We start from the raw sequence: 16,501 nt of genomic DNA, 5'->3' as shown, positions 1-16,501 counted from the left end.
GGATAGAGGATAATCTCGTTGGGTGCGTTTGAACTCTGTCATCATCACGTTCTCCAGAATTAGAACAGGAACGTGTCAACGCTATTCAGGACGGGTCAACCGCTACAAAAAAGCCCGGCAATGCCGGGCTGTGGTCATCGGAGATACTGAGTTACATCTTTGGATAGACGCTAAAGTTAAAGTATTTCTTCTCAATCTGCTCATAGACACCATTTTTATGGATGGCGGCGATGGCGTTATTCAGCAGGGTCAGACGGGCAGTATCCCCTTTACGCAGTCCGATACCGGAACCGGTGCCGAAGAACGCTTTATCATCCGGCTGGGCGCTAATGATATAGCCTTTACCCTGCGGCTTACTCAGGAAACCGGTATCAGCGGTGACAGCATCGGTGAGAGTACCGTCGAGACGACCCGCTAACAAATCTGGGTAGACTTGATCTTGGTTCGGGTAAGAGATTACCTGAACGCCTGCCGGCGCCCATTTAGATTTAGCCCACGCCTCTTGGGTGGTGCCTTGGGCAACACCGATGGTTTTCCCTTTCAACGTGGCTAAGTTATCGGTGATATGACTGTCTTTACCCACCACCAGGGCATTCGGGGTATGGTAGATCATGTCTGTGAAGGCAATTTGCTGCTCACGTTTTTCGGTCCGTGACATTGACGATAAAATAGCATCAAACTTTTTCGCTTTCAGGGCCGGGATCAGCCCGTCAAAGCCCATAGCAGTCCATTCGCATTTCACATTCGCCTGTTTACAGAGCGCATTACCGATATCGATATCAAAACCCTGCAATTGACCGTTGGCGTTGGTGTATTCAAAAGGTGGAAAGGTCGGATCGACACCGAAATGCAACACCTCCTGGGCGGACGCCAAGCTGCTGACGCCGAACAGACCTGCTATACAGAGGGTGGAGAGAATTTTTTTCATTTGTGTTTACCTGATCATTGTTGTCGTTGTAAGCCGCAATGCGGCTGCCATAACGGGCCGAGAAGTTGTCTGCGATCGGCTATGGTCTATTGACACTATGCCTGTCAGTCACCCACCCTGCAAATCGCAGTGTCATAATACTTTCTTATTCATAAGTGGTTAATAAGCGATCAATTGACTGTGTTCACCATGTTGGTCAGCCAAGATTACCTTTACGCCGAGACCTAAAAAATCCGCTTTTTTTACGGCAGATCCTGCCGCTTACAGATGATGTCACCGGTAAAAAAATGGCACAAAAAGGGTGCGGGCACCAGTTTGGTGCAGCATGCCACAATGGTGCTTCTTTTTGGTTCTTTTCTATCCGGACATAAATCAATCACTTACTCCACTTCTTCCACAGGGTGTCGAAATCGGGGCGTTTACGGCAGAAAATTTCTTCGTGATGACTTTAAACGCATTTAATTTCTCATGCGGGTTGGCACGTATTCTGCATTAAAAGAATCAGTGGCGTTTTTTATCTCATTTTATTCTTTGTTATTTCACACCAGTCGATAAGGTGGACGTATGCTAAGTTTCGATCCGGATAAGGTTTCTTTCAGTACCGGAAATTACATTGACGGCCAACACAGTCAGTTAAATGAAGGTCAGCTCCAGGTTCACCGTCCGTCCGACGGCAAAGCCTATGCCGATATCCCGGAAAGTGGTTCAGCAGTGGTGGCACAGGCCGTGGAAATCGCGGAAAAAAAGCGCATTAGCAGCGGCTGGTCGACCTGTTCCCCGCGTCAGCGCGGTGCCATCCTGCGCCGCTGGGCGGATTTGATCGATGAAGATGCCCCTTACCTAGGACAGCTTGAAGCTCTTGGCTCCACCCGTCCAATCGCGGATGTGATCAATCACGAAATCCCGTTCACCGCTGAAGCAATTCGCTTCTATGCAGAATGTGCCGATAAATACAGCGGCGACCTATTGCCGACCCGTCAAGATAGCTTAGGGATGCTGATCCCAGAACCCTACGGTGTGGTGGGGGCAATTACCCCGTGGAACTTCCCGCTATCGATGGCTTCCTGGAAATGCGGCCCGGCCTTGGCTGCCGGTAACGCGGTGGTGCTGAAACCCTCTGAACTGACGCCATTTTCGACGGTACGTATGGCTGAACTGGCCGTGAAAGCGGGTCTGCCTGCCGGCGTGTTGAATATCGTTCAAGGCAGTGGCCTGCATACCGGTAGCGAGTTGGTGAAACACCCGCTAGTGCGCAAAGTCTCCTTCACCGGTTCCACCCGTACCGGTGCGCAAATCATGAGTGATGCCGGTTTTAACGGTATGAAACCCGTCACCTTAGAACTGGGGGGTAAGAGCCCGCAGCTGGTGTTCAACGATGCGGGTGATATTGACGAAGTGGCTCAACGTATTCTGCGCGGCTTCACCGCCAATGGTGGACAGGCTTGTGTGGCCGGTACCCGCCTGATTGTACAGCGCGGTATTGCGCCTGCGCTGATCGAAAAATTGGTGTCACTGTGTCAGCAGTTCAAACCGGGTAACACCTGGTTAGACACCACCCGTTACTCCCCACTGATCGACCATCGTCAGGGCGAAAAAGTCCAGAGCTTGGTGCGTCAGTCCTGTGAAGAGGGCTGTGAAGTACTAGTCGGCGGTCAACGCTTCGAAAACACCGAAGATGGCTGGTTCTGGCAGCCAACCCTGTTGGCTAATGTGGCTAACGATAACTGTGCGGTACAGGAAGAGATCTTCGGGCCGGTACTGACGGTTCAGTATTTCGATGAAGAAGAAGAGGGCATTGCCCTGGCGCAGCATGACACCTATGGCCTGTGTGCCGGTGTCCACACCCTGAGTCTACCGCTGGCGATGCGTGCCATGCAGTCACTGAATGCCGGTACGGTATGGGTGAACCGCTATGGCCGCAGCGGTGACTTTATTATCCCGACCGGTGGTTTTATGGGCTCCGGTATCGGGAAAGATTTGGGCCGTCAGGCATTCCAAGCCTGCCAGCGTCAAAAAAGTGTGCTAATCGATTTTTAATTTCTGCCAGTAAAACGGAGACAAGTTAATGGCTGTGTTTACCCCAAAATTTATTACTTTTGACTGCTACGGCACCCTGATCAATTTCGATATGGCGGGCGCTGCTCGTCGCTGTTACGCCGACCGTGTGGGTGCTGACGTTATGCCAGCCTTTATCACTGATTTTGCCCGTTACCGTCTCGATGAAGTGCTGGGTGCTTGGAAACCGTATTACGAAATCGTCAGCAGTGCACTGCAGCGTACCTGCAAAAAATGGCAGGTGGAGTACAAACCGGAAGACGCTGATTTCATCTACGCGGACTGCAAAACCTGGACCGCTCACCCAGACGTTCCAGAAGGCCTGCGTAAAATCGCGCCAGAAATTCCGTTGGTACTGCTGACTAACTCGATGGACGACCTGATCCCACATCACGTACCGCGTCTGGGGGCTCCGATCCACATGACGATCACTGCCGAAGAGACCGGTGCCTACAAACCGAAAATGCAAGGCTTTGAATACATGCTGAACAAACTGGGCTGTGGCCCAGAAGATATCCTGCATGTCTCTTCGAGCTTGCGCTATGACCTGATGACTGCGCACGACATGGGCATCAAAAACAAGGTCTTCGTTAACCGTGGTCATGAGCCAGGTTGTCCAGAGTACGGCTACACCGAAATTAAAGATATCAGCGAACTGCCTGGTGTTGTTGGTCTCTGATTGGAGGGCCCCGTATGAAACTGGAATCATTCTGGCAACAAACCGCCCCGGTGTTTACCGGAGGAAGTCAGCAGCCTCTGCCTGAGCGGGCAGATGTGGTGGTGATCGGTGGTGGCTTCAGCGGTATTTCTGCTGCCAGAAACCTAGCGCGTCAGGGTATCGACGTGGTGGTACTGGAGAGCGAAGGGGTCATGAGCCAGGCTTCAGCCCGTAACGGCGGCCACTGCAACAGCGGTGTGGCGCAGAACTTTGCCGGCCTGGTGGCCAGTAAAGGGCTAGAGAAGGCGACTGAATTCTATCGCGCTTTCGACAACGCGGTCAGCTATGTCGAAACAGTGATCAACGAAGAGTCTATCGACTGTGATTTCCGTCTGTGCGGGAAAATCAAACTGGCTAGCAAGCCTACGCATTTTGCTTCGCTGCAGGCAGCAGCTGAGCTGATGCGTAAAACCGTTGACCCGGAAGTCGAGCTGATCTCTGCCTCTGAAATCCGCAACGAAGTGAACAGCGAAGCCTTCCATGGCGGCCTGTTACAAAAGCGTGGCGGCCAGATGCACATGGGGAAATTCGGCATCGGTCTGGCAGAAGCTGCTGCTCGTGCAGGTGCCAAAATCTTTGAGCATCATGCGGTCACTGGGTTAACCCGTTTATCTGGTTATCAGCACCGCGTGGAGACGGCTAAGGGCACTATTATCGCCGATAAAGTGTTGCTGGCGTCCGGTTGCTCTAACAAAGGGCCATTCCCGTGGTTCCAGCGCCGTATCGTGCCGGTGGGTAGCTTTATTGTCACTACTGCACCGCTACCAGCGGAGCAGTTACAGCAGTTATTGCCGCAGGATCGCACCTATGTGACCTCAATGAATATCGGTAACTACTTCCGTACTACGGCAGACAATCGTCTGGTATTCGGGGGGCGGGCGCGTTTCTCCATGAGTAACCCTACTCAGGATGCGCGCAGTGGCGAGATCTTGCGTGCTTCGTTGAAAAATCTGTTCCCGCAGTTTGCCAACGCGCCAATCGACTATTGCTGGGGCGGACTGGTGGATATGAGTGCTGACCGTCTTCCCCATGCCGGTGAAGAGAATGGTCTGTTTTACACAATGGGCTATAGCGGCCACGGTACTCAGATGTCGGTATGGATGGGCAAGGTAATGGCTGATCTAATCGGCGGGGTCGCGGATAACAATCCGTGGAAAACCCAGTCTTGGCCTGCGGTGCCTGGGTATTTTGGTAAACCTTGGTTCCTGCCCCTCACCGGGCTGTATTACAAAACCAAAGATCGCCTGTTCTGATAATAACAATATGTTTGGAGAGGATCGGATGAAAAAAGATGATGCACAGTATCTGAATAATGATCAGCTCAGCGCCATGCTGAAAAAGGGGTCCCTGTCACGCCGTAATATGCTGAAAATGTTATCAGCAGGGGCAGTGATGAGTACCGGTATTATCGGTTTCCCTGAGTTTGCCATGGCAGATTCAGGTCCAGTCAAAGGCGGTAGCCTGCGTGCGGCGATGTCTAACTCATCGGCCACCGATACTCTGGACCCGGCGAAAGCCAATAACAGCGCCGACTATACCCGTCAGTTTATGTTCTATAACGCACTGACCGAAATCAATGATGTGATGACGGCCACCCCTGCGCTGGCGTCATCCCTGCATTCTGACGATGGGATCACCTGGCAAATCAAACTTCGCCCAGGTGTGACTTTCCATGACGGCAAAGCCCTGACCGCCGACGACGTAGTGTGGTCACTGTCTCGTCACAAAGACCCGGCAGTTGCCTCTAACGTATTCTCACTGGCGCAACAGTTCAAAACCATTTCTGCGACCAACCCGCAGGAAGTGTCAATGGTACTGAATGGCGCTAACTTTGACTTACCTCTGATGCTGGCGATGCCAGGCTTCTTGATCGTTCCGGCTAATACCACCGATTTCACCAAAGGTATCGGTACCGGTCCGTTTAAGTGTCAGACTTTTGTTCCAGGCATGCACACCGTCGGTGTTCGCAACCCGAGCTACTGGAAACCAGGTTTGCCGCATTTGGATCAACTAGAACTGCTTGGTGTCACCGATGAAGCGGCCCGTGTTAACGGCCTGATGTCCGGTGATCTACAGCTGTGTACCTCTATTAGCCCAGGCTATGCTAAGCAGCTGAATGCGTCCGGTGGCCAATGCAAAATCCTCGAAAGTAAATCGGGAATGTATACCAACCTGATTATTCGTACCGATGTCACCCCAGGTAAAAACCCTGATTTTGTGATGGCAATGAAATATCTGCAGCCGCGCGAAATGATGGTGAAAACTGCGCTGCAGGGTTACGGAACTGTAGCAAACGATACCCCGGTTCCGCCGTGGCATCCGCTGTATAACGCTGAGCTGAAACCGCGTCCTATTGACATCGATAAAGCGCGTTTCCACTTGAAGAAAGCCAATATGTCAGGGGCAAAAGTGGAAGTGATTACCACCAATACCCTGGACGGTGCTATCGAAGGCGGTCTGATGTTACAGAACATCGCTCAGCAGGCGGGCCTAAACATCAATGTTCGTCGTGTCCCTTATGAAGGCTATTGGTCTAGCCACTGGATGAAAGATCCAATCGGTTACGGTTCTATTAACCCGCGTCCGACTATCGACCTGACCCTGTCACAGTTCTACCTGTCTTCGTCGGCGAGCAACGAGTCGAAATGGCATAACCCGCAGTTCGACCAGTTAGTGGTAGCAGCCCGAGGCGTGCAAGATCCGACCAAACGTAAGCAGATGTATGACGATATGCAGAAGCTGATCTATGACGATTGCGGCACCTTGATCCCGATGTTTGTTAGCTCACTGGATGGCTACAGCCAGAAAGTGAAAGGCCTGAAATCCTGGCCATCAGGTCAGATGATGGGCTACCGCTTTGGTGAGAATGTGTGGATGTCTGCATAAGTAAGTTAGAGTAAGGAGTGCGCGATGAATCGTTTTATGTTGTTGCTGATTGCCCGGCGTATCGGGGCGGGAATGCTGACACTGGTTATTGTTTCCATGGTGGTGTTTTTTATCACCAGCTTATTACCGGGCGATGCTGCTCAGATGATCCTCGGGCAAAATGCCACACCTGAAACGGTTGCTGCATTGCGTCACGAACTCGGTCTGGACCAGCCGTTGCTGGTCCGGTACTTTCACTGGTTTATTGGTTTGTTTACCGGTAACTTTGGTACCTCCTTTGCCAGCCACATTCCGGTGGCACAGCTGATCTCTTCGCGTATACCTGCGACCTTTGAGCTGGCGGCGGTGACCACGGTGGTGTCAGTACCACTGGCGCTGTTTATCGGTATTACCGCGGCCATGAACCGTGACAAATGGCTTGATAAGACCCTGGTGACCTTCACCATGGCGACCGTGGCTGTTCCAGAATTTCTGATTGCTACCATTGCGGTGATGATTTTTGCCGTACGTCTGCACTGGGTCTCTGCCATGTCCTTCGGTAGCCCGAATGTAGATATCCTTAGCTTTATCAAAGCGTACGCGCTGCCAGTGTTAACACTGTGCTGCGTACTGACCGCCCAGATGGCCCGTATGACCCGTTCGGCAATCATTAGCCAACTGAGCAGCCCCTATATTGAAATGGCAATCCTTAAAGGGGTCTCGCCGATGCGTGCCGTAATGCGCCATGCGCTGCCTAACGCTGCCGGGGCGATTGCTAATGCCATTTCTCTGAGTCTCTCGTACCTGTTCGGTGGTGTCATCATCATCGAAACCATCTTTAACTATCCGGGCCTTGCCAGCCAATTGGTCGATGCCGTCAGCAACCGCGACCTGCCAGTGGTGCAGATCTGCGTCATGCTATTCGCCGGATGTTATCTGCTGTTGTTGTTGCTGGCAGACATTATCACCATCGCCTTTAACCCGAAATGGAGGGGCTAATGAAATATTTAAGCTCACCGTGGCACTTCTTTGTCGCACTCACCCCTGCGGGGCGGTTGGGATTACTAATCTCTTTATTCTGGGTATTTATTGCGGTGTTCGGCCAGACACTGGCCCCGTATTCCATCAACGATATAGGCGGCGGCCCGCTATTTGGCAGCTTTACCAAACAAAATTGGCTGGGTACTGACTACCTGGGCCGCGATATATTGACCCGTGTGATGTACGGCAGTCGTTACTCTATCGGTCTGGCACTGGGCGCAGCAGTTCTAGCCAGCGCCGTCGGCACCTTACTGGCGTTGCTGGCAGCCGTGACCGGTCGCTGGGTAGAAGAGATCCTCGGCCGTATTAACGATGCCTTACTGGTCCTGCCGGGCAAAGTACTGTCACTGATGATCGTGGCGGTGTTCGGTTCCTCATTGCCGATGCTGATCATCACTGCGGTGTTTACCTATTGGCCTGGGGCTTACCGTATTGCCTTCGCTCTCGCAAGCCAGCTGCGTAATATGGATTATGTGCGTGCCTCGAAACTGCGTGGTGAGAGCCGTTGGTATCTGGCTATCCACGACATTTTACCTAACATGATCCACCCGATGCTGACAGACTTCGGCCTGCGCTTCGTCTATATCGTGTTGTTGCTCAGCGGCCTGAGCTTCTTAGGTCTGGGTGTACAGCCACCGCAGGCTGACTGGGGTAGCCTGGTGCGCGAGAACTTGCAGGGATTATATGATGGTTCCCCTGCGATCCTGATACCGGCGATCGCTATCGCTAGCCTGACAATCGGCGTTAACTTGTTTATTGATAGCCTGCAAAATATGCGTCCATTATCACTGGTCCGGGAGGGCGTATGACTGTAACTGTTTCCCCGTCAACACCGTTAGTGGCGGTAGATAACCTGCAGGTAAGTGCAGTGAACCAGGGCGTTGAGACTGTGCTGGTCAGCAATATCCGCTTTTCTGCTAAGAAGGGAGAAGTCCTGGCGCTGATCGGCGAATCAGGATCTGGGAAAACCACTATCGCCATGGCACTGATGGGCTATGCCCGCCATGGCTGTAAAATCACTGACGGCCGCATTTATGTGGCCGGTCAGGATGTCCGTGAGATGAGTAACGCTCAGTTGCGTGAGTTCCGCGGGAATGACATTGCCTACATTGCTCAGAGTGCCGCCTCATCCTTTAATCCAGGCATGAAGATCATGGATCAGGTTATCGAACCGGTAGTGATCCACAACCTGATGTCACGGGCCGATGCTCGTGCTAAAGCTATCGGCCTGTTCCGTGAATTAGCCTTGCCATCGCCGGAAACCATCGGTGATCGTTATCCTCACCAGGTATCGGGTGGTCAGCTACAGCGTCTGATGACGGCAATGGCTCTGATGGGTGATCCGCAGGTGATCATTCTTGATGAACCGACTACCGCGCTGGATGTGACCACTCAGGTGGAAGTGCTGAAAGCCTTCCGTCGGGTGGTGGCTCAGCGGGGAATGACGGCCATTTATGTGAGCCATGACTTGGCAGTCGTTGCACAAATGGCCGATCAAATTATGGTTCTGCAGCACGGTAAAATGGTTGAATGCGGTCCTACCGGCGAACTGCTGACCCATGCCAGCGAACCCTATACCCATCAGTTGATGGATGCGGCCCAGCATGAGCCACGTCCGACCAGCTGGTCACGGGACAATGACGATGTCCATCCATTGCTGGAAGTGCGTGATCTGGCCGTGGGTTACGGCTCTCGGGATAAAGAAGGTATTCCGAAAATCCGTATTCTCGAAGATATCAATATGCAACTGTGGCGTGGCCAGTCCATCGGTATTATCGGCGAATCCGGTTCTGGGAAAACTACACTGGCCCACGCCATTGCCGGTCTGAACCCGGCTTGGGGCGGTCATTTGCTGTTTAACCATCACTATATCTCCAGTGATCTGGCGACGCGTCGCCCCGAGGAATTACAGCAGATCCAGTACGTGTTCCAGATGGCAGATACTGCCCTGAACCCGTCACACACCATTGGCGATATCCTCAGCCGTCCGTTGAAACATTTCCGCCAATTACGAGGTGCGGAACTGGAGAAAGAGATCCTTGACTTGTTGGCACTGGTTAAGTTGCCTGCCAGCCTCCGTCACCGTAAGCCAGCTTCTCTGTCCGGTGGTCAGAAACAGCGTGTTAACCTGGCTCGTGCCCTAGCGGCACAGCCAGAAATCATTATCTGTGATGAGGTGACCTCGGCGCTGGATACCGTGGTGGCAGCGGCAATCTTGGATCTGATCTCTGAATTGCGTCGTAAATTACAACTGTCGGTGCTGTTTATCAGCCACGATATGCAGGCAATTCGTGCCGTCTGCGACGACATTGTCGTTATGAAGCAAGGCCGTGTGGTTACACAGCTTGCCAGCGAAGATTATGATAAGCCGTCCAGCGAACTGTACTTCGAACGCCTGAAACGGGCGGTGCCGGAGTTACGTCAGGGATGGTTAGATGAACACCAGGAAATGACGCTGAAAGCGGAATAACACATTTAGAGGAAGGGAGCATTATGCCTGCGCTTATTCAATATGTTCAGGATAACCTGTATCTGCCGGAATCGGCAGATGTGGTGATTATTGGCGGCGGGATCGCCGGAGCAGCGGCCTGCTGGGAACTGGCTCGTCAAGGTGTCAGTGTGGTATTGCTGGAAAAAGGATTGATCGGGGCAGAGCAGTCCAGTCGTAACTGGGGCTGGTGCCGTCAGCAAAACCGTGATGAGCGTGAGTTACCGCTGATCATCCACGCCTTGCAACGCTGGCAGGAACTAAACGAAGAAACCGGTGAAGAGCTGGGCTTCCGTAAAACTGGGCTGGTTTACGCTACCCGTAACGAACAGGATATCGCCGCGTGGGCAAAGTGGAATGAAATGGCGAAAAGCTATGACATCCGCAGTAATATCCTCAATGCTGAGCAGGCGAAAGCGTTGACACCGGGCAGCACCACCCAGTGGAAAGGGGGTGTACATTCGCCAGATGATGGCCATGCGGAACCTTCGATGGCAGCACCGGGTCTGGCCCGTGCCGCCCAGCGTAAAGGAGCTCAGATTTTCCAACAATGCGCCGTTCGCGGATTAGATATCAGTGCTGGCCGTGTCAGCGGTGTGATCACCGAACGGGGTATTATTAAAACGTCCCGAGTGATCTGTGCGGCCGGTACCTGGACCTCGATGTTCTGTCGTCGCCACGGCGTAGACTTACCGCTGGGCAATGTTATTGGCACCGCATTCCGCACCTTACCGATTAAACAGGCTATCGAGTTACCGTTCTATACCGAAAGCTTTGCGGTGCGTCCGCAAATGGACGGCGGCTATACGGTCTCTGTTTCCGGTCGCGGTCGTCTGGAAGCCGGTTTCCAAGGGCTGAAATATGCCCGCCAGTTCTACCCAACCTTTAAAGCCCGTCGTAAAAACCTGACCATTGTACCGTCGCTGACGCCGTTTATCAGTGGTCCAGAAGCGCTGGCACACTGGTCGATGGATGGCATCACACCGTTTGAAAAAATGCGTATTCTCGACCCCGCCGCTGACCAAAACATGGTGAAAGAAGGGCTGGCTGCGATGGTGCGTGAATTCCCTGAACTGCAGGGTGTGCAGGTTGCCCAGTCCTGGGGCGGCATGATTGACAGCACCCCAGATGCGATTCCGGTGATCTCTGAAGTAAACAAACTCCCGGGACTGATTGTCTCTGCTGGTTACAGTGGTCACGGTTTCGGTATCGGCCCAGGAGCTGGCCGCCTGGCCGCTGACTTGGCGATGAATGCCACCCCAATTGTAGACCCAACGCCTTACCGTTACGCTCGCCTGGTCGATGGTAGCGGACTTGATACCCCTGGAATGATGTAAGGAAAGACCATGACAATTCAGTTACGCACAATGCAGCCCGCCGATCTGGAGCAGGGCTACCGTTTGAGCCAGCAGGTCAGTTGGCCTCACCGTCCAGCAGACTGGGAGCAGGCACTGGCGCTGGGTGAGGGCATCGTTGCCGAAAACGAGCAAGGCGTGGTCGGTTGCGCCATTATCTGGCCTTGGGGGGAACAACGTAGCACCCTAGGGCTGGTTATCGTCGATCCAGCTTGCCAGGGGCAGGGCATTGGTAAAAAACTGATGGAAGGCCTGTTAGATAAAGTGCCTGGCGGCAATGTTCGTCTGCATGCCACCGAAATGGGTAAAGGCTTGTACGAAAAATACGGTTTTGTGGTGCAGTGCAGTGTATTCCAGCATCAGGTTGCGGTATTGCCGCCAATCGATGCGCCGGTACTGGCGGAAGGCGAAGTGATCCGTCCGTTGCATGAAGAAGAATTGCCAGCACTGATCGACAGTGACTACCAGTCACACGGTCTGTTACGTCCGGCCCTGTGGCAGGATCTGTTCCACAGTGCCGATAAACTGTTAGTGCTGGAAAAAGACGGTAAAGCACTGGGCTATATGACGGTACGTAAATTTGGTCGCGGTAATGTAATCGGCCCGATGCTGGCTCAGGATCTCCACAGCGCGCAAACCTTGTTCCGCTACGCGGCCTCAACCCTGACCGGTCAGTTTGTCCGTATCGATACTTACGGCAATACCGACTTCTCGGAGTGGTTGGTCACTCAAGGTCTGCCGTGCATCGACGCACCACTGATGATGGTACGCGGTACCCCGTGGCAGCGCCCTGAAGGGGCGATGCAGGATTATAGCTTTATGTCACAGGCGATGGGCTGATATGAGTATTGTCTACCGTTCCAGTGCCCAACGCGGGCAGATTTGGCAGGACTGGTTGGCAGAACATGCGCCAGACCTGCCGTTCTATCAATGGCCAGAAACCGGTGATCCTTCTCAGGTCCGTTACTTAGTGACTTGGGAAATTCCAGAAGATCTCAGTGAGCAATTTCCTAACTTAGAAGTGATTTTTTCGGTCGGAGCCGGTGCCGACCAGTTCACCTCCGCACAGATCCCTGACGGGGTCAGTGTGGTACGGATGATCGAACCGGGGCTGATGGATGACATGGCGGCTTATATCACCTTTTCGGTGATTGGCCTGCATCGTGGCATGCCGCGCTATCTGCAACAGCAGCAGCAACAGTTGTGGCTGAAACATGAAGCGGTCGCCGCTTCCCGTTGCCATGTCGGTATCCTGGGCTTAGGTAACCTTGGGCAGGCTTCTGCCCGGGTGCTGACGTCACTGGGCTATGAGTGCTCCGGTTGGAGTCGTAGTGAGAAATCGGTCGCCGGGGTGACCAGTTACTTCGGTGATGATCAGTTGGCAGATTTCTTGAAGCAATGTGACATTTTGGTGTGTCTGTTGCCTCTGACCGATCTGACCCGTGGCATCCTCAATCATCAGTTATTTAATCAGTTACCGGACGGTGCCTGCTTGGTACATGCTGGTCGTGGCCAGCAACTTAACCATCAAGATCTGCTTGAGGCACTGGACAGCGGCAAACTGGGACATGCGGTGATTGATGTCACCGACCCAGAACCTCTACCGTCAGACCATCCTTTCTGGAAACATCCAGGGATCTGGCTGACACCGCATATCGCCAGTGAAACCCACCCGGAAAGCTCGGTAAAAGTGTTACTCGACAATATCCGTCGTCATCAACAGGGCCAACCGATGAACGGCCTGATTGATATGCAGCGGGGGTACTAATGGATTATCAGAAATGGATTGAAATCCGTCATCAGATCCACCAGCACCCTGAAACCGGCTTTAAGGAACAGCGTACTGCCGCATTGGTCGCTGACCTGTTGACCGGTATGGGACTGGAAGTGGTACAGAATATCGGCAAAACCGGTGTAGTGGGTATTCTGCACGGTAAGCATGGGGCGGGCCGGATGATCGGTTTGCGTGCGGACATCGATGCCCTACCGATGAAAGATGAAGGGCAGAGCGCCTGGGCCAGTTGCCATGCTGGGGCCGCCCATGCTTGCGGCCATGACGGTCATACCACCATGTTACTGGCGGCGGCAGAACAACTGTCACTGAACCCCGATTTTGCAGGCACGGTTTGCTTTATCTTCCAGCCAGCAGAAGAAGGGCTGGCTGGGGCCAAAGCGATGATCGATGACGGGCTGTTTAGCCGTTTTCCCTGCGATGCCGTCTATGCCATCCATAACTGGCCGGAACTGCCATTAGGGGAATTCCGTACCCGTTCTGGGCCTATCATGGCGGCAGCTGATCGCTTTGATATCACCTTGTCCGGTGGCGGTGGTCATGCGGCCCAGCCACACCTGTCAGCAGATACCTTACTGGCGACCAGTGAACTGGTGATGGCACTGAACACCTTGGTACCGCGCAAGCTGAATCCCCATGAATCAGCACTGCTTACCGTGACTCAGATCCACGGAGGGTCGTCGCACAATATGATCCCAGGGGAAGCGTCCATTACCGGAACGGTGCGAACCTTTACTCCTGAAGCCCGTGACACCCTTGAGCAGCAGCTACGCCTGAAAACAGAGCATATCTGCGCCGCTTACGGTTTAAAGGCCCAGATTAACTACAACCGTTATTATCCAGCGACCTGCAACACTGCCCGTGAAGCGGAACTGGCATTACGTGCGGCACACCAAGCGGGACTTAAGGCTCAAGCGGCGGAACATCCGGCGCTGACCTCTGAAGACTTCTCGTTTATGTTGCTGGAAAAACCCGGTGCCTATGTCTGGCTGGGGGCTGGACCAAGCCATCCTCTGCACCATCCGTGCTTCGATTTTAACGATGAGGCCATCCCTTACGGGGTGCGCTGGTTCTGCGAAATCGTGCGTCAAGAGCTTGGCGAAATTTAATGGTTTTTCAGCAGTAAATTAAGCGTTTCATGCCGTATTCTGGTGAATTTAGCCCATAATCCGGCGCGCTATCTCTGTATAAATATTGGTATTAACTTACCCTAAATTATGAACAGGAATTTACGATGAGCGATATGGTAGCGGCAACCAATAACGACGTCTGGCTTGACCGCCGGACTAAGAGCGTCCCTCGTGGAGTAGTCACCGCCCACCCTCTGGTCGTTGAGAAGGCCAGTGGCAGTGAAGTGTGGGATACCGAGGGCAACCGGTATCTGGATTTTGTCGGCGGTATCGGCGTACTGAACGTCGGCCATAACCACCCGAAAGTGACGGAGGCAGTAACCCGTCAGTTATCCAAAGTCTCCCACGCCTGTTTCCAGGTTGCGGCCTATCCGGGTTACATCACCCTGGCTGAGCGTCTGAATCAGCTGGTGGGTAAAGGCGTTGACTGCCAGAGTGTGTTCTTCACCAGTGGTGCAGAAGCGGTAGAGAATGCGGTGAAAATTGCCCGCGGTTACACTAACCGTCCAGGTATCATCGCGTTTGATGGCGCTTTCCATGGCCGTACCCTGCTGGGTTCAACGCTGACGGGGATGAGCCAGCCGTACAAACAAAACTTTGGTCCGTTTGCCGGTGGCATTTATCGTCTGCCTTATCCGAATGAATACCGTGAAATTACCGAGCAGCAGTGTCTGAAAGCGCTGGATACCCTGTTTGCTTCCCAGATCATGCCTGATCAGGTTGCGGCGATCATCCTTGAGCCAGTGCAGGGCGATGGCGGCTTCCTGCCTGCTCCACCGACCTTTATGCGTGCGCTGCGTGAAATCACCCAGAAACACGGCATCCTGCTTATTTGTGATGAAGTACAAACTGGTTTTGGTCGTACCGGTACCATGTTTGCCTTCGAACAGTCTGACATTATGCCTGACCTGGTCACTGTGGCGAAAAGCCTCGGTGGCGGCCTGCCAATCTCGGGTGTGGTGGGGCGTGCAGAAGTGATGAACGGTCCACTACCTGGCGGCTTGGGCGGGACCTACGGCGGTAACGCCCTAGCGTGTGCGGCCTCTCTGGCTGTACTGGATGTGATGGAAGAAGAGAAGCTGCTGGAACGCAGTGTTCAATCTGGCCAGAAACTGAACGAGCGTCTTAACCAATTGGCCGAGAAGTATGCGTGTATCGGTGTGGTACGTGGCGTTGGCTTTATGCAGGCGGTTGAGATCGTCGATCCCGATACCGGCAAAGAAGATGCTGACATGACAGCCGCTATCCTCAGCGCCGCCTTTGACGAAGGTCTACTGCTGATTAAATGTGGTCTACACCGCAATGTGGTGCGCTTCCTGGCCCCATTGGTCACCACCGACTCTCAGCTGGAAGAAGCACTGCATATCTTTGATATTGCCCTGGCAAAAGCGACCGGTCGGATATAATCCTAGTGACTTTTCAATGAGATACCATGGACTAACAGTAGCTCTTTACCGGCAAGCCGTGGTATATCATTATAAAGAAAAGTGACGTAGGGTAAATCAGAGGTGCTATGAACGGTTTATTAAAACTGGATCGCCTGGATATCAATATTCTTTCCCACCTGCAAAAAGATGGCCGGATCAGCAACGTGAATCTGGCCGATGCAGTGGGATTATCCCCAAGCCCGTGTTTACAACGGGTGAAACGTCTGGAGGCGGCGGGATTTATCTCAGGTTACGAGGCCCATATTAACCTGGCGAAGATCACTGAATCCGTCAATGTCTTTACCGAGGTGACCCTCAATGGGCACCGTCGCGAAGATTTTCAACGTTTTGAGCAGGGGATGAAGCAGGTCGATGAGTTAATGGAGTGTCACCTGATCACCGGAGGATACGACTATCTGTTGCGCTTTGTCACCCGCAGTATCGAGCACTATCAGGAAGTGATCGAAAACCTGCTGGATGCTAGCCTGGGGATAGAAAAATATTTCAGCTATATCGTGATCAAATCACCGGTGATGAAAAGCAGCGTGCCTTTGCAAAGCTTGCTGGATAAAAATGCCCTGACGGGGTTGTAGACCGTCAGGATTGACTAGTCCTGGTATAGATTGACAGCTTTCTGTCTGTAAAACGCCTGATGAACTTCATCGGGCGTTTTGTATTTTAGGGATTGATGTGGCCTCTCAT

14 protein-coding genes are annotated in these 16,501 nt (G+C 53.0%); 13 read left to right on the top strand and 1 reads right to left on the bottom strand.

Annotated elements, in window-relative coordinates; all coding sequences use genetic code 11:
- Nucleotides 1-151: 151 nt before the first annotated feature.
- A complete protein-coding gene (locus DW47_RS0108840) occupies nucleotides 152-928 on the bottom strand; it encodes an ABC transporter substrate-binding protein (protein WP_029686031.1) in 777 nt (258 codons plus the stop codon).
- 564 nt (nucleotides 929-1,492) lie between these two features.
- Between DW47_RS0108840 and DW47_RS0108835 the strand changes: the two genes are divergently transcribed.
- The 13 genes from DW47_RS0108835 to DW47_RS0108775 all read left to right on the top strand — a co-directional run bounded on the left by DW47_RS0108835 (nucleotide 1,493) and on the right by DW47_RS0108775 (nucleotide 16,392).
- On the top strand, nucleotides 1,493-2,965 hold the full coding sequence (locus DW47_RS0108835) for an aldehyde dehydrogenase family protein (RefSeq protein WP_029686030.1): 1,473 nt from the start codon (nucleotides 1,493-1,495) through the stop codon (nucleotides 2,963-2,965).
- A gap of 28 nt (nucleotides 2,966-2,993) precedes the next feature.
- Nucleotides 2,994-3,662, top strand: a complete 669-nt coding sequence (locus tag DW47_RS0108830) for a haloacid dehalogenase type II (RefSeq protein ID WP_029686029.1) — start codon at nucleotides 2,994-2,996, stop codon at nucleotides 3,660-3,662.
- A gap of 14 nt (nucleotides 3,663-3,676) precedes the next feature.
- Nucleotides 3,677-4,954, top strand: coding sequence for an NAD(P)/FAD-dependent oxidoreductase (locus DW47_RS0108825; protein ID WP_029686028.1), 1,278 nt, complete (start codon nucleotides 3,677-3,679; stop codon nucleotides 4,952-4,954).
- Between the two features lie 28 nt (nucleotides 4,955-4,982).
- The gene (locus tag DW47_RS0108820) at nucleotides 4,983-6,587 is read left to right on the top strand and encodes an ABC transporter substrate-binding protein (RefSeq protein ID WP_029686027.1); all 1,605 of its coding nucleotides are present in this window, start codon (nucleotides 4,983-4,985) and stop codon (nucleotides 6,585-6,587) included.
- A gap of 24 nt (nucleotides 6,588-6,611) precedes the next feature.
- Nucleotides 6,612-7,565: an ABC transporter permease gene (locus DW47_RS0108815; RefSeq protein ID WP_029686026.1), complete on the top strand. Its 954-nt coding sequence runs from the start codon at nucleotides 6,612-6,614 to the stop codon at nucleotides 7,563-7,565.
- The gene (locus tag DW47_RS0108810; protein ID WP_029686025.1) at nucleotides 7,565-8,416 is read left to right on the top strand and encodes an ABC transporter permease; all 852 of its coding nucleotides are present in this window, start codon (nucleotides 7,565-7,567) and stop codon (nucleotides 8,414-8,416) included. The genes DW47_RS0108815 and DW47_RS0108810 overlap by 1 nt, the downstream gene beginning before the upstream one ends.
- A complete protein-coding gene (locus tag DW47_RS0108805; RefSeq protein WP_029686024.1) occupies nucleotides 8,413-10,077 on the top strand; it encodes an ABC transporter ATP-binding protein in 1,665 nt (554 codons plus the stop codon). The genes DW47_RS0108810 and DW47_RS0108805 overlap by 4 nt, the downstream gene beginning before the upstream one ends.
- A 23-nt stretch (nucleotides 10,078-10,100) precedes the next feature.
- Nucleotides 10,101-11,432 (top strand): NAD(P)/FAD-dependent oxidoreductase, encoded by a 1,332-nt coding sequence (locus tag DW47_RS0108800; RefSeq protein ID WP_029686023.1) that lies wholly within the window; start codon nucleotides 10,101-10,103, stop codon nucleotides 11,430-11,432.
- A gap of 9 nt (nucleotides 11,433-11,441) precedes the next feature.
- Entirely contained in the window at nucleotides 11,442-12,290 is an 849-nt protein-coding gene (locus DW47_RS0108795) for a GNAT family N-acetyltransferase (protein WP_029686022.1), read from the top strand.
- A gap of 1 nt (nucleotide 12,291) precedes the next feature.
- A complete protein-coding gene (locus DW47_RS0108790; RefSeq protein WP_029686021.1) occupies nucleotides 12,292-13,218 on the top strand; it encodes a 2-hydroxyacid dehydrogenase in 927 nt (308 codons plus the stop codon).
- Nucleotides 13,218-14,351 carry a M20 aminoacylase family protein gene (locus DW47_RS0108785; protein WP_029686020.1) on the top strand — a complete coding sequence of 378 codons (1,134 nt, stop codon included), beginning with the start codon at nucleotides 13,218-13,220 and terminating at the stop codon, nucleotides 14,349-14,351. The genes DW47_RS0108790 and DW47_RS0108785 overlap by 1 nt, the downstream gene beginning before the upstream one ends.
- Before the next feature lie 125 nt (nucleotides 14,352-14,476).
- Nucleotides 14,477-15,778 (top strand): 4-aminobutyrate--2-oxoglutarate transaminase, encoded by a 1,302-nt coding sequence (gabT, locus tag DW47_RS0108780; RefSeq protein ID WP_029686019.1) that lies wholly within the window; start codon nucleotides 14,477-14,479, stop codon nucleotides 15,776-15,778.
- A gap of 107 nt (nucleotides 15,779-15,885) precedes the next feature.
- Nucleotides 15,886-16,392: an Lrp/AsnC family transcriptional regulator gene (locus DW47_RS0108775; protein WP_029686018.1), complete on the top strand. Its 507-nt coding sequence runs from the start codon at nucleotides 15,886-15,888 to the stop codon at nucleotides 16,390-16,392.
- The last annotated feature ends 109 nt before the right edge of the window (nucleotides 16,393-16,501 follow it).

Source organism: Tatumella saanichensis, assembly GCF_000439375.1.
GTDB lineage: Bacteria > Pseudomonadota > Gammaproteobacteria > Enterobacterales > Enterobacteriaceae > Tatumella > Tatumella saanichensis.
This window is presented reverse-complemented; position numbering and strand designations above follow the sequence as displayed.